Consider the following 13,533-nt stretch of genomic DNA (forward strand, 5'->3'; position numbering starts at 1 on the left):
CGCGACCACCCTACGGCCCGGGACTGACAATCGTGCGGGTGAGGCCGAAGGGGTGGCCTGGAGGGGCCGGAGGGGCCGGAGAAGCTGGAGCGGCCGGAGAAGCTGGAGCGGCGGGAGGGGCCAGAGCAGCAAGAGGGAACCCGAGGGGCAGGAGAGACCGGAGAAACCGGAGGAGTGACAGGGACCGGAGGGACAGGAAGGACTGACGGGCTGCGGGGAGGGCGGGGGCAAGGGTGGGCTCCTTGGCGGGTGAGGGGCCGGTCCGCGCGTGGGGGCGGCACTGATCAAGCCGTCGAACCGGGCCGCACGACGCTACGGCAGTTCGCACGGCGTCCGGTCGCGGATCACGAGGGCGGCCCGCTTGGCGGGCAGGTCGACCTCGGCTGAGAACCGGAACCCGGCGCCGAGGAACGCGGCGACGGAGGCCGTGTTGCGGACGTCGGGTTCGGCGAGCACACGCGTGCAGGCGGGCCGCCTCGCGAGGACCAGGTCGGCGGCGGCACCGATCAGCGTGGTCCCGACGCCCTGCCCGCGGTCGGCGACATCGCCGATCAGGAGATGGAGGCCGGTGTCGTGCGGCCGGACGGGGCAGTGCCGGGCCAGCGGGTCGAGGTCGGCCCGGTAGATCTCCCAGTAGCTCATCGGCACGCCGTCCAGCACGCCGACGCACGGGACACTGCGCCCGTCGCCGGCGAGCTGCGCCCGTACGTGCTCCTCGGTCACGCTCTCGGGTCCGGTCAGCTCCCAGAACGCGGCGACGGCGGGGTCGTTCATCCAGCGGCTGATGAGCGGCACGTGCTGTCCGACACGCACGGGTGCCAGGTGGAACACCCCCACGGGGGTGAGGACCGGCCCCCAGTCGGCGACACGGTCGAGCAGGTCGTCACCGGCCCGTGGCGTCTCCGCTCCGGTGAGGTCGTTCCCCTCCTTCCCGAAGAGGGCGACGAACTCCTCGGGAAGGTGCAGGTCCAGGGTGTCGTCGGCGCCGGCGTCGGTGGAAGCCACGGTGTCGCTCTTTCGGGAGAGGAGAGGGGGGAAGAGAGTCGGAGGAAGGGTCGTGGGCCTGCTCAGGAGTGCAGCGGGTTGGTGAGGGTGATGTAGACGGACTGGGTGTCCACCGGGCCGACGAGTTCGTCGAGGCCGTGCAGCCGGGTGAGCAGGTTGGCCTTGCAGCGGAGGACGGGCGAGTCGAGGAGGTGGGCCGGCAGCGGACTGCGCAGCGGCTCGGGGCCCGAGGCGGCCCGGCGGAGGAGGCGGCGGAAGGCCGCGAGCAGCAGTCGCTCGTCGGCGAGGCTCTGGGAACCGAAGTCGCCGATGAGACCGAACACGTTGTTGATGGCCAGGTAGTAGGTGAAGCGCTCGTTGACGACCTCGTCGGCGACGAACGTGTCGCTGTACGCGCCGACGCCGGGCAGCCGGGCGTCGAGTTCGGCCCGCCGGGACTCGCGGAAGTAGTAGCCCTGGTTGTCGCGGTAGCGGCCGCCTGCGGGCCAGCCGTCGGCGTCCAGCAGGACGAGGGTGTTCTGCTGGTGCGCCTCCAGGGCGACGCCGGCGTGGGCGTCCAGCCACAGCACGGGACGTACGACGTGGTGGAGGTAGCGCAGGAACCACTCGGCGGCGACGGCCGTGCGGGGGCGGCCGGTCCGCCCGGCGAGCCGGGTGACGACCTCGGCCAGCCGGGAGCGCGGGGCGCGGGAGGAACGCCGGTCGGAACCGTCCGCCTGGCCGTGCGGCCACGGCGCGACGAGACCGGCGACGCAGGAGACGTCGTCCGAGGGCCGGAACGGGTTGTGCCGGATGATGACGTCGAGCCCGCGCACGGGTCTGCCGTCCGGTCCGTCGACGGCGATCCAGGCCGGGTCGCGGACGATGTCGAAGTCCGGGTGGGCCGCCTGCCACTGCCGGGACAGGCCGCGTCGCAGCAGACGGTGCACCTCCACTCCGCGGTGGAGTTCCTTGCGAAGGTTTTCCCGGCGGGAGTTGGTGATGTTCAGGGCCAGCGAGAGCTTGAGCATGGCCGGGGCGCCGGTCCGGTGGACCGTCCGCAGGGAGGAGGTGGGATGCCAGGGCGCACCCTGGACACCGAGGTCCCTGAGCAGGCCCGCGTCCAGCAGGGCCGCGGTCCCGGGCCGGTGCCGTACCGCGCGGAACTGCCAGGGGTGCAGGGGGAGGACCGCGTATCCGTCCGGCGGCGCCGGCCCGTCCCCGGCGAGGCGTGCGGTCAGCTCGGGCGCGGCGACCGGCCGGCCGCGCTCCGTCCAGGCCGAGTCGGTGGCGAGTACGGAGGGTGCGACGGCCAGCCAGTGCAGCGGGAAGGAGCCGCGCAGTTCGGGTGAGTACAGCCGCGACTCCGCCTCGGTGAGGCCCTCGCGGCTCTTCGGTGTGGGATGCAGCGGATGCCCGAGAAGCAGTGCCTGCTCGGCGGCGAGGAAGAGGTCGGGGCCGCCGGAGGGACCGGAACCGTCGAAGGGACGGGAGCCGTCGAGGGGACCGGAGCCGTCGGAGGCGCGTTCCCGGCGGTCTCGCAGGAACGCGGCGGTACGACGGACGGAGTCGGCGACTCCCACGACGAGTTCGGCCTCGCCGGGCCCCGGGTCGCGGGACGTCTCCCGTGCGAGCAGAGCGGCGACCGTGACCGCGTCCACGGACGGAGCCGAGGCGGGGGCGCCGGCCAGGCGCGGCGGGCCGAAGACGTGCCGGCCCGTCCGGGACCAGTAGTGGACGGGAACGGTCAGGGCGGTGCCGCTCGCGGGGAGCGGCACCTGGAGAACACCGTTGCCGGGAGCGGGCACGTCGCTCTCGCGGGCCCAGCAGCGGAGGAGGTTCTCCACGGCCGCTGCCTGGGCCACGGGGTAGGTGTCGCCGTGGTGCGTGAGGTCCGGTGCGGGCCCGGGAGCGGCGGCAGACACCGGTGTGGGCGGGGGCGTGTGTGCGGTGACGGCGGCGGGTGCCGAATGTGGTGCGGGATCGGTGTGCGACGTGGGCAACGTGGGTCCTCTTGACGTGCTGTGTCCGGGCGGCGGATCTCAACGCGGAGCGCGCACCCCGCCCGGCGGGGCGTGGCCGCCAAGGCCTCGGTCCACCGCCTCGACCGCGTCGGCCAGTCGCTCCAGGACCGCCGTCGTCTGCTCCTCGGTGACGATCAGCGGCGGCAGCAGGCGTACGACGTTGGCGGCCGGGCCGGTGACGTCCACGATCAATCCACGGCGCAGACACTCCCGTTGGACGGAGGCCGCGAGTTCGGCGGCGGGACCGGGGCGGACGCCGTCGGCGGGGGTGTCGGGCGCACCGTCCGGCGCGACCAGCTCGATGCCGATCATGAGGCCCCGTCCCCGCACGTCACCGACGAACGGAAACACCTCGGCCAGTCCGCGCAGTCGGGTCAGTATCCGTGCACCCAGCGCTGCGGCGTGCTCGGCGAGGCGGTGTTCGCGGACGTGGGCAAGGGTCGCCGCTCCTGCGGCCAGGGCGAGTTGGTTGCCGCGGAAGGTGCCGCTCCCGGGTTCGCCCGCGTACAGGTCGGTGTGGTGCACCACCGCGGCCAGCGGCAGGCTGCCGCCGACCGCCTCGGAGAGGATCAGGACGTCGGGGAGGACTCCACTGTGTTCGACCGCCCAGAAGGCGCCGGTCCGCCCGACGCCCGTCGCGGTCTCGTCGGCGATCAGCGGGACGGAACGTTCGGCCGTGATACGCCGCATGCGCCGCATCCAGGTGTCCGACGCGGGAAACACGCCGTCCTCGCTGCGGACCGGTTCCAGGATCACCCCTGCGGGCAGTTTCCGCCCCGGCCGGCGGTCGCCGAGGGCGGACTCGGCCCCGTCAGCGGCGAGTTCGTCCCCGCGTTGGCCTGCGACGGCGCCCGCGCGGTGTGCGTCACCCGGGTCACGGAAGTCGAGTTCGTCACCCGGGTACGGAAGCCGGGTGGAGCGGGTGCCGCAGGCGTCGCCGGGCCCCGTCCAGGCCTCTGGAACCGGCCCGTCGACCTGGTGGGTGAAGGTGACCACCCGACTCCGCCCGGTGGCGGCGCGGACCAGTCCGACCGCGGTGACGAGCGGGTCGGTGACGGCTGGTCCGCAGAACCGGACGCGTGCGTGATCGGCGAGGCCTGGCGGCAGGGTGCGCAGCAGTTCGGTGACGAAGGCGTCCTCGACAGGGGTCGTGAGGTTCATGACCTGCAAGGGGGCGCCCGAGTCGAGCACCTTGCGGATCGCCTCGAGGACCACCGGGTGATGGTGGCCCAGAGCCAGTGCCCCCGCTCCCGAGACGCAGTCCAGGTAGCGGCGACCGTCCGCGCCCTCGATGGTGAGACCACGGGCCCGGACCGGCACGACCGGCAGAGTCCGTACGCAGGTACGTGCCGCCCGCTCACGCGACGGCCGGGGCTTCGCAGCCTTCTCCCGTGCGGTGCGCGCCCGCGCGGACGCCTCATCGGCCAAGCCCTCGCCCGCGATCGGCCCGGCGTTCCCGCTTCCGGACGCAAACCTCCTGTACGCGGTTTCCGCCACGGCTCTCCGACCTCCCGCTGTCCAGACGCGACCCGATGCGCCGGGTCGCCCTCGGCACGGGGACCGCACCCGGACAGCAGGCCCCCACCGCTACCAACCGTGGACCGTCCTCCGGGTTACGGGTTACGGGTTGCCCGGAGTTCCTCGCCGCGGCGGGACGACGGCCCCGGACATGAGGTCACCGTGCCGGCCACCTGCCGGGACACGGCGGCTCTCCCCTCAGCCCGCCCTCGCTCCGCGTGCCGCAACCCGGGCCCCGGCGACCCCGGTTGCCGGACTGCACCGCCGTCACCCGTCACCCGTCACCCGTCACCCGTCACCCGTCACCCGCAACAGGACATCGGCGTGGGACGGGCAGGCACTCCCCAGCCACGCTCACATCCGCCTCCGCGCAGGCGACCACCGCCCCTTGTGCCCCGGTGTCCGGCACTTCACCGACTCGTTCGCCACCACCGGCGCCGTACGGAACACTTCGGCACACATCGTTCGGCCGCTCCTCGAACCGCGGCCTGCTCGTAGCGAAACCGTTGCCGTTCCACCGGGCTTCCCCCACAGCGAACCAATAGTGTGTGGTGCCGTTCCAGTGCAGTTCACAGTAAGTAGGGGGAAGTCAACACCATGCGATCCATACGGCCGTCGTTCACCACGCGCGGGCACAGGCGCGGGCGGCGCAGCACGTCTCCTGTGCCGGTCGCCGTGGCGCTTGTCTCGGCGCTCGCGCTCACCGCCACCGCCTGCGAGTCCGGCGACCCCGAGGCGGGCGGCGACGCCTCGGCCTCCGCGTCCACCGCGGACGGCGGCAACGGTGAGATCCGGATCCCGGACCACATCAAGGACAAGCTCAAGGAACACGGGATCGACGTAGACGAGTGGAAGAACGGCGCCTGGAAGAACTGGAACAAGGACGACTGGCTGCGCGAGGCGCAGGACTTCGTCAACCCGATCATCGAGGACCTGTGGGACCCGGACCGCATGCGGGAGGCCGAGCAGCCCGAGCAGGAGGTCGACGACAGCGACCTCTCCGGTGACCAGGGCGTCACCGACCCGGAGCCGCAGCCGGTGCAGGCGAAGGCCGTGCCGCCCAAGTACCACGACAGCGCCGCCACCGCGGGCAAGCTGCTCTTCGACTCCCCCCAGGGCTCGATGGTCTGCTCGGCGACCGTCGTGGAGGACCCGGCCAACCCCGGCAAGTCCAACCTGGTGTGGACGGCCGGCCACTGTGTGCACGCGGGCAAGAAGGGCGGCTGGTACCGCAACATCGCCTTCGTGCCGTCGTACAACGACGCCGGCAAGTCGACCGAGGAACTGCAGAACGCCACCAAGGAGGAGGTCGCTCCCTACGGCGTCTGGTGGGGCGACTGGGCCCAGACCTCGGACCAGTGGATCGAGCAGGGCGGCGCGACGGGCGGTGACGGCGCCTCGTACGACTTCGCCGTCATCCATGTGACGCCGGAGAAGGGCAGCGACGGCAAGTCGCTGGAGGAGACGGTCGGCGCGGCGCTTCCGGTGGACTTCGACGCGCCCGCCGTGCCGCAGGTCGAGAACATGAAGGCGATCGGCTACCCGGCCGCGCCGCCGTACGACGGTCAGAAGCTGTTCCAGTGCGAGGACAAGCCCGGGCGGCTTTCGCTCAGCGCTTCGGACCCGACGATGTACCGCATCGGCTGCACCATGACCGGCGGTTCGTCCGGCGGCGGCTGGGTCGCGGCCGGGTCCGACGGCGAGCCGGCGCTGGTGTCCAACACCTCGATCGGCCCGGTGACGGCCGGCTGGCTGGCCGGTCCGCGGCTGGGCAAGGAGGCCAAGGGTGTGTTCGACGCGGTGAGCGGCAAGTTCGCCGGTCAGTGACCGGGCGCCGGACACGGCGCTCAACTCGGAGGGCGGTGGAGTGCGTCGGGCGGGCCCGGCACTCCACCGCACGTCCCATGACATGCGTACGTTGACATTCACTCATTCCGACGGGGGTCGTTCCATCATGCGTTCCGCACCTGCGCCCGCCGCACCGCGGCACCCCTCCGCACCGCGGCACCGGCGCCGCACCGCACTCGCCGCAACCGGTCTCGTCGCCGCCCTGGCGCTCACCGCGACCGCCTGCGGCGGTGCGGAGAAGGACGAGACCGATGCCAAGCCCAGCGGGGCCACCTCCCAGGCCGCCGGTACCGGCGACACCGGCGACACCGGCGACGGCAAGGTCCAGCTCCCGGCCGACCTCGCGGACCGCCTCAAGGAGCACGGCATCGACGTCGACCAGTGGAAGGACGGCGGCTGGAAGGACTGGGACAAGGACAAGTGGCTCAGTGAGGCCCTGGACTTCGTCAACCCGGTGATCGAGGGTCTGTGGAAGCCGGACCGTATGCGGGCCGCGAAGGAGGCCGACAAGACCGTCACGACCAAGGACACCGCCGCCGACCGGGGCGCCACCGACCCGGAGCCGGCTCCCGTCGAGGCCGTGGCCGAGAAGACCCCGTACCACGACAACGCCGCCCCGGTCGGCAAGGTCTTCTTCGACGGCCCCGAGGGGTCGATGGTCTGCTCCGGCACCGTCATCAAAGACACGAACCACCCGGGCAGGTCCAACCTGGTGTGGACGGCCGGCCACTGCGTGCACGCCGGAGGCAGCGGCGGCTGGTACCGCAACATCGCGTTCGTGCCGTCGTACAACGACCTCGGCAAGTCCGAGGCGGAACTGGCGGGCGCGACGACCACCGAGATGGCGCCCTACGGGACCTGGTGGGCCGACTGGGCTGCGACCTCGAATCAGTGGATCGAGGGCGGTGCGGAGAACGGCGGTGACGGGGCCGCGTACGACTACTCCGTGCTGCATGTGAAGCCGGAGCAGGGCAGCAAGTCCCTGGAGGAGACGGTCGGCGCCGCGCTGGAGGTGGACTTCTCCGCTCCCTCCGCGGCCGAGGTCGCCGACATGGGCGCCTGGGGCTACCCGGCCGCGCCGCCGTACAACGGTCTGACGATGTTCAAGTGCGTCGACCGGCCCGGCCGGCTGTCGCTGAGCCCGTCCCTGCCGACGATGTACCGCATCGGCTGCACCATGACCGGTGGTTCGTCCGGCGGCGGCTGGTTCAGGGTGGTGGACGGCGAGACCAAGCTGGTGTCGAACACCTCGATCGGCCCGCTGGACAACACGTGGCTGGCGGGCCCGCAGCTGGGCCCGGAGGCCGAGGCGATGTACCAGAACATGAGCAGGACGTACGGCGGTCAGTGACCGCACGGGACTGTACGGGGCTCGGACCCCGGGCAGGCGGGGTCCGCCGCCCCGGCCCGGCGGGGCTCGGGCCCCCCGCACGCCGAAGGCCCGCCTCCGCGATGTGCGGAGGCGGGCCTTCCCGCGTGTACGTCAGCCCACGGGACGCAGCACGGGCGCCGGAACGTACGGCGTGAGCTCCGCCGCCAGTTCCTCGTGCACCCGGACCTTGAGCAGGGTGCCCTCCGGGGTGTGCTCCTCGGAGATCACCTCGCCCTCGTCGTGGGCACGGGCGACCAGCTTGCCGTGGGTGTACGGCACGAGCGCCTCGATCTCGACCGACGGGTGCGGCAGCTCGTTGTCGATCAGGGCGAGCAGTTCGTCGATGCCCTGGCCGGTGCGTGCCGAGACGGCGATGGACCGCTTCTCGACCCGCATCAGCCGCTGGAGCACCAGCGGGTCGGCCATGTCGGCCTTGTTGATCACGACGATCTCGGGCAGGTCGGTGGCGCCGACGTCCCTGATCACCTCGCGCACGGCGGCCAGCTGCTCCTCCGGAGCCGGGTGCGAACCGTCCACCACGTGCAGGATCAGGTCGGATTCGCCGACCTCCTCCATCGTGGAGCGGAACGCCTCGACCAGGTGGTGCGGCAGGTGCCGGACGAAGCCGACGGTGTCGGCCAGGGTGTACAGCCGCCCGCTGGGCGTCTCCGCACGGCGCACGGTCGGGTCGAGGGTGGCGAACAGGGCGTTCTCCACCAGCACGCCCGCGCCGGTGAGGCGGTTGAGCAGCGAGGACTTGCCCGCGTTGGTGTAGCCCGCGATGGCGACGGACGGAACCTTGTGACGCTTGCGCTCCTGGCGCTTGATCTCGCGGCCGGTCTTCATCTCCGCGATCTCCCGGCGCATCTTCGCCATCTTCTCGCGGATCCGGCGCCGGTCCGTTTCGATCTTGGTCTCACCGGGACCACGGGTGGCCAGGCCGCCGCCCTTGCCGCCGCCCATCTGCCGGGACAGCGACTGGCCCCAGCCGCGCAGCCTCGGCAGCATGTACTGCATCTGCGCGAGCGCGACCTGCGCCTTGCCCTCCCGGGACTTGGCGTGCTGGGCGAAGATGTCCAGGATCAGGGCCGTACGGTCGATGACCTTGACCTTGACGACGTCCTCGAGGTGGATCAGCTGGCCCGGGCTGAGCTCACCGTCGCAGATGACGGTGTCCGCGCCCGTGTCGTGAACGACGTCCCGCAGCTCCTCGGCCTTGCCGGAGCCGATGTAGGTGGCGGCGTCGGGCTTGTCGCGGCGCTGGACGACGCCGTCGAGTACGAGCGCACCGGCGGTCTCCGCGAGGGCGGCCAGCTCGGCGAGGCTGTTCTCCGCGTCCTGCACGGTGCCCGAGGTCCACACGCCGACGAGGACGACCCGCTCCAGGCGGAGCTGGCGGTACTCGACCTCGGTGACGTCCTCGAGCTCGGTGGACAGGCCCGCCACGCGGCGCAGCGCCGCGCGGTCGGAGCGGTCGAACTGCTCGCCGTCCCACTTCGGGTCGGTGTCGTGGCTCCAGGCGACGTCCTCTTCCATCAGGGCATCGGCCCGAAGGCCCTCGGGATGGGTCTGCGCGAGACGCTTGGTGTCCTGGGAGGGGGAAGAAGAGAAGGTCATTGGATCCTTACGTAGCCGGGAAGCGAGTCGTGCGGCGTTGGTGCCGCGACATTCAGCACAACGCACGAGCCGCCGGGGAGATTCCCGCGGCCGCCCTGCCGTGCCGTCCCGATGATGGTCGCACGGCACGGACCGTCTCGTCACCGGCTTATTTCCCGTGTGCCCTCTCGGTGGCGGCCTTCGGCGCCTGGCCGGCCGCCGTGGGCTTCCAGTCCGGGTGGCCGGGCATCGGCGGGGTCTTCTCCCCGTAGAGCCAGGCCTGGAAGAAGTCGTCCAGGCCGCGGCCGGAGATCTCGGAGGCGAGCCGGACGAAGTCGGCGGTCGTCGCCGTGCCGTCCCGGTGCCGGGTGACCCATTCACGTTCGACGCGCTCGAAGGCCGGGCGGCCGATCTCCTGGCGCAGGGCGTAGAGCACGAGGGCCGCGCCGTCGTAGACGTTGGGCCGGAAGATGCCGGTCTTGTCGCCGGGCGCGGGCGGCTCGGGGGCGGCAGGCGGTCCGCCCGCCGTGCGCCAGCGGTCGGAGGCACCGTAGGCGTCCTTCATGCGCGCTTCCAGGGACTGGTCTGCGGTCTCCTCCGCGTACAGCGCCTCGTACCAGGTGGCGTGTCCCTCGTTCAGCCACAGGTCGGACCAGTCGGCCGGGCTGACGCTGTTGCCGAACCACTGGTGGGCCAGCTCATGCACCATGATCGACTCGACGTACCACTTCGGGTAGCCCGGTTCGGTGAAGAGATCCTGCTCGAAGAGGGAGAGCGTCTGGGTCTCGAGTGCGAAACCGGTGGTGGCGTCGGCCATGAGCAGGCCGTACGTCTCGAAGGGGTAGCGCCCGACCTTGTCCTCCATCCACGCGATCTGGCCGGCGGTCTTCGTCAGCCACGGTTCCAGCGCCGCGCGGTGCTTCGTCGGCACGACGTCCCGGACGGGCAGTCCGTGCGGGCCGGTGCGGTGCAGCACCGTGGAGCGGCCGATGGAGACCTGGGCCAGCTCGGTGGCCATGGGGTGCCCGGTCCGGTACGTCCAGGTGGTCGATCCGCCGGACCGGTCCGCTCCTGCCGGCAGACCGTTCGCGACGGCCGTGAGCCCGTCGGGGGCGGTGACCCGGAAGGTGAACCGGGCCTTGTCGGAGGGGTGGTCGTTGCAGGGGAACACCAGGTGGGCGACGTCGGCCTGGTTGGCCATGGCGAGGCCGTCGGCGGTGCGCACCCAGCCGCCCTCGCGGTCCTCCGGGTACACGGGGTCACTGGTGTGCCGCACGGTGATCCGCATCCGCTCGCCCGCGTCGAGCCCGCCCGCGGGCGTGACGACGAGGTCCTCGCCGGCCGTGACGAAGCCGGCGCGCTCGCCGTCGACCTCGACGGAGTCGACCCTTCCGTGGGCGAAGTCGAGGTTGACCCGGTCCAGGGCGGCCGTCGTGCGGGCGTCGATGGTGGTGACGGCCGTCAGCGGCTCGCTGTTGCTGCCGGAGTAGGTGAAGGAGAGGTCGTACGCCGACACGTCGTAGCCGGGGTTGCCCAGGTGCGGGAAGAGCCGGTCGCCGACGCCCAGGGGGGCCGGCGGGGCGCTCGCGGCGACCAGGCAGACGGAGACGGCCGAGGCGAGCAGCGCGGCGGCCCTGAGCCGGCGGCGGACTCGCGCGCGGTTCGGCGGTGCGGGGGTGTGAGGGGTGTGCGGCATGCCCCACGGCTATCAGCGCGCGCGTGCGCCGCGGCGACGGCGCGCGCCCGGGGCACTCGAACGGGTACGTCCCGGCGACCGGTCCGGCTGCGTCCAGCGACCGGTCCGGCTCGGCGCAGTGGCCTGACGATCGGTCCGGCTCGGACGCCTGGGTTCCGGCCGGTCCGCCTCAGGCGCCCGTGGTCTGCGGTTGTGATCTGCTCACGTCGTACACCCCGGCCACGTCTCGCATCGCGCGCATGAGGGCGGGCAGCCGGGCCGCGTCCGGGAGCAGGACCGTGTAGGTGTGGCGGACCCGCTGCCGGTCGGGGGGTTCGACGGTCGCGGAGACGATCTCGGCGCCTTCGACGGCCATGGCCTCCGTGAGGTCGGCCAGGAGATGCGGGCGGCCGAACGATTCGGCGAGCAGGGTGACCCGGCACTGGGTGCTCTCCCCCCAGCGCACGCCGACCTCCGCGCGCCCCGCGCTCTGCATGCGCGCCACCACGGCGCACTCCGAGCGGTGCACGGTCACCACGCCTCCGCGCACGGCGAAGCCGGTGATCTCGTCGGGCGGTACGGGGGTGCAGCAGCCGGCCAGCCGTACGGTCGCGCCCGGCGGGTCGACGAGGACGTCGGCGGAGGCGGGGCGGGCGGCCGGGCCCTCGGACGTCGGGCGCGAGGCGGGCGCGTCGCCGGCGGCGGGACCTCGGGGTGCCTCCTCCGCTTCGGCGGGCGCCGGCTCCGGGTGGGCGGCGAGCCGGCGCTGGATGGCGATCCGCGCGGCGGGCGTGTGGGCGTGCTCCAGCCACTCCCTGGAGGGCTCGGAGGCGGGGTCCTGCCCCATCAGCAGGTGCACGGTGTCGCCGTCCTTCAGCACCGTGCTCATGGTCGCCAGGCGGCCGTTGACCCGGGCTCCCAGGGTCGCGTGCGCGTCCTCGCCGTACTGGGCGTACGCGGCGTCCACGCAGGTCGCGCCCTCGGGCAGGCCGAGGGCGCCGCCGTCGGGCCGGAAGACGGTGATCTCCCGGTCCTGGGCGAGGTCCTCGCGAAGGGTGGACCAGAAGGTATCGGGGTCGGGGGCGCCCCGCTGCCAGTCGAGCAGCCGGGAGAGCCAGCCGGGCCGCGTCGGGTCGGCGCGCTCGCCGTCGCCCGCGGTCTGCTCCTCCGACGGGGGTGCGTAGGGATTGCCGAGCGCGACGACTCCGGCCTCGGCGACCTTGTGCATCTGGTGGGTCCGGATGAGGACCTCGACGACCTGGCCGTCCTTCGCGCGGGCCACGGCGGTGTGCAGCGACTGGTACAGGTTGAACTTGGGTACGGCGATGAAGTCCTTGAACTCCGAGACGACGGGCGTCATGCAGGTGTGCAGCTCACCCAGGACGGCGTAGCAGTCGGCGTCCTCCTGTACGAGCACCAGGAGGCGGCCGAAGTCCGCGCCGCCGAGCGGTCCGCGTTTACGGGAGACACGGTGCACGGAGACGAAGTGGCGGGGCCGGATGAGGACTTCTGCGGGGATGTCGGCCTCGCGCAGCACGCCGCGTACCTCGTCGGCGACCGCGGCGAGCGGATCGTCCGCGCGGGCGGCGTTCTCGTCGACCAGCTTCCGCGTGCGCTCGTACTCCTCGGGGTGCATGACCGCGAAGACGAGGTCCTCCAGCTCGGACTTGAGTGCCTGCACGCCGAGCCGTTCGGCGAGCGGGATGAGCACGTCCCGGGTCACCTTGGCGATGCGCTCCTGTTTCTCGCGGCGCATGACGCCGAGGGTGCGCATGTTGTGCAGCCGGTCGGCCAGTTTGATCGACATCACGCGGACGTCGTTGCCGGTGGCGAGGAGCATCTTGCGGAAGGTCTCGGGCTCGGCGGCGGCGCCGTAGTCGACCTTCTCCAGCTTGGTGACGCCGTCGACGAGGTAGCGGACCTCGGCGCCGAACTGCTCGCCGACCTGGTCGAGGGTGACGTCGGTGTCCTCGACGGTGTCGTGGAGGAGGGAGGCGGTCAGCGTGGTGGTCTCCGCGCCCAGTTCGGCGAGGATCAGGGTCACGGCGAGGGGGTGGGTGATGTACGGCTCGCCGCTCTTGCGCATCTGGCCGCGGTGCGACGACTCGGCCAGCACGTAGGCGCGGCGCAGCGGGTCGAGGTCGGCGTCGGGATGGTGGGCGCGGTGCGCCTCGGCGACGTGGCCGATGGCGTCGGGCAGCCGGCCGCGGGCGGCGGAGCCGAGCAGTGCGGCGCGGCCCAGGCGGCGCAGGTCGATCCGGGGGCGGGCCTTCCGGCGCGGCGACGTCGGCACGACGGCGCCGGTGGCTGTGGGCGTCACAGGGCCTGGGCTCGCTGGATTCACGGCCTCCGCATTCATGGGCACCTCCGGCTGCACGGACCGGCGGACGGGGTATCCCAGGGCGGACACGGCTCAGGGGATGGTGTCGGTCCCCCGTCCGGGCCGGTGCTTGATGCTATCGAGCCGATCACGTGCGGCCGACCGCCTCTCGCCGAGCGTGAAACGGATCACCCAT

At 72.5% G+C, this 13,533-nt stretch carries 8 protein-coding genes; 2 read left to right on the forward strand and 6 right to left on the reverse strand.

All coding sequences use genetic code 11. The features are described 5' to 3' along the window. Positions 1-312: 312 nt before the first annotated feature. The 3 genes from ACZ7G3_RS13160 to ACZ7G3_RS13170 form a co-directional block, all read right to left on the reverse strand. Entirely contained in the window at positions 313-1,005 is a 693-nt protein-coding gene (locus tag ACZ7G3_RS13160; protein WP_470925353.1) for a GNAT family N-acetyltransferase, read from the reverse strand. Between the two features lie 62 nt (positions 1,006-1,067). Beyond that, on the reverse strand, positions 1,068-2,849 hold the full coding sequence (locus ACZ7G3_RS13165) for an IucA/IucC family protein (RefSeq protein ID WP_470925355.1): 1,782 nt from the start codon (positions 2,847-2,849) through the stop codon (positions 1,068-1,070). Positions 2,850-3,026: 177 nt separating this feature from the next. Further along, the gene (locus tag ACZ7G3_RS13170) at positions 3,027-4,451 is read right to left on the reverse strand and encodes an aminotransferase class III-fold pyridoxal phosphate-dependent enzyme (protein WP_470925432.1); all 1,425 of its coding nucleotides are present in this window, start codon (positions 4,449-4,451) and stop codon (positions 3,027-3,029) included. A 672-nt stretch (positions 4,452-5,123) separates the two neighbouring features. Here ACZ7G3_RS13170 and ACZ7G3_RS13175 point away from each other — a divergent pair. Together ACZ7G3_RS13175 and ACZ7G3_RS13180 are read left to right on the forward strand one after the other, a co-directional pair. Next, positions 5,124-6,353 carry a trypsin-like serine peptidase gene (locus ACZ7G3_RS13175; protein WP_470925357.1) on the forward strand — a complete coding sequence of 410 codons (1,230 nt, stop codon included), beginning with the start codon at positions 5,124-5,126 and terminating at the stop codon, positions 6,351-6,353. Between the two features lie 127 nt (positions 6,354-6,480). Then, entirely contained in the window at positions 6,481-7,725 is a 1,245-nt protein-coding gene (locus ACZ7G3_RS13180) for a trypsin-like serine peptidase (protein WP_470925359.1), read from the forward strand. Positions 7,726-7,857: 132 nt separating this feature from the next. On the opposite strand, the gene hflX is transcribed toward ACZ7G3_RS13180, so the two are convergent. The 3 genes from hflX to ACZ7G3_RS13195 all read right to left on the reverse strand — a co-directional run bounded on the left by hflX (position 7,858) and on the right by ACZ7G3_RS13195 (position 13,376). Then, positions 7,858-9,363, reverse strand: coding sequence for a GTPase HflX (hflX, locus tag ACZ7G3_RS13185; protein WP_470925360.1), 1,506 nt, complete (start codon positions 9,361-9,363; stop codon positions 7,858-7,860). A 148-nt stretch (positions 9,364-9,511) separates the two neighbouring features. Next, positions 9,512-11,038: a M1 family metallopeptidase gene (locus ACZ7G3_RS13190; RefSeq protein ID WP_470925362.1), complete on the reverse strand. Its 1,527-nt coding sequence runs from the start codon at positions 11,036-11,038 to the stop codon at positions 9,512-9,514. Between the two features lie 169 nt (positions 11,039-11,207). Beyond that, complete coding sequence (locus ACZ7G3_RS13195; RefSeq protein ID WP_470925363.1) at positions 11,208-13,376, reverse strand: RelA/SpoT family protein; 2,169 nt, start codon at positions 13,374-13,376, stop codon at positions 11,208-11,210. Positions 13,377-13,533: the final 157 nt, after the last annotated feature.

It is taken from the genome of Streptomyces sp. NPDC037271 (assembly GCF_055603605.1).

Excerpts from the sequence above, each read along its gene's own strand:
- ACZ7G3_RS13175 (WP_470925357.1), top strand. The coding sequence starts at position 5,124 with ATGCGATCCATACGGCCGTCGTTCACCACGCGCGGGCACAGGCGCGGG.
- ACZ7G3_RS13180 (WP_470925359.1), top strand. The coding sequence starts at position 6,481 with ATGCGTTCCGCACCTGCGCCCGCCGCACCGCGGCACCCCTCCGCACCG.
- hflX (WP_470925360.1), bottom strand. The coding sequence starts at position 9,363 with ATGACCTTCTCTTCTTCCCCCTCCCAGGACACCAAGCGTCTCGCGCAG.
- ACZ7G3_RS13190 (WP_470925362.1), bottom strand. The coding sequence starts at position 11,038 with ATGCCGCACACCCCTCACACCCCCGCACCGCCGAACCGCGCGCGAGTC.
- ACZ7G3_RS13195 (WP_470925363.1), bottom strand. The coding sequence starts at position 13,376 with ATGAATGCGGAGGCCGTGAATCCAGCGAGCCCAGGCCCTGTGACGCCC.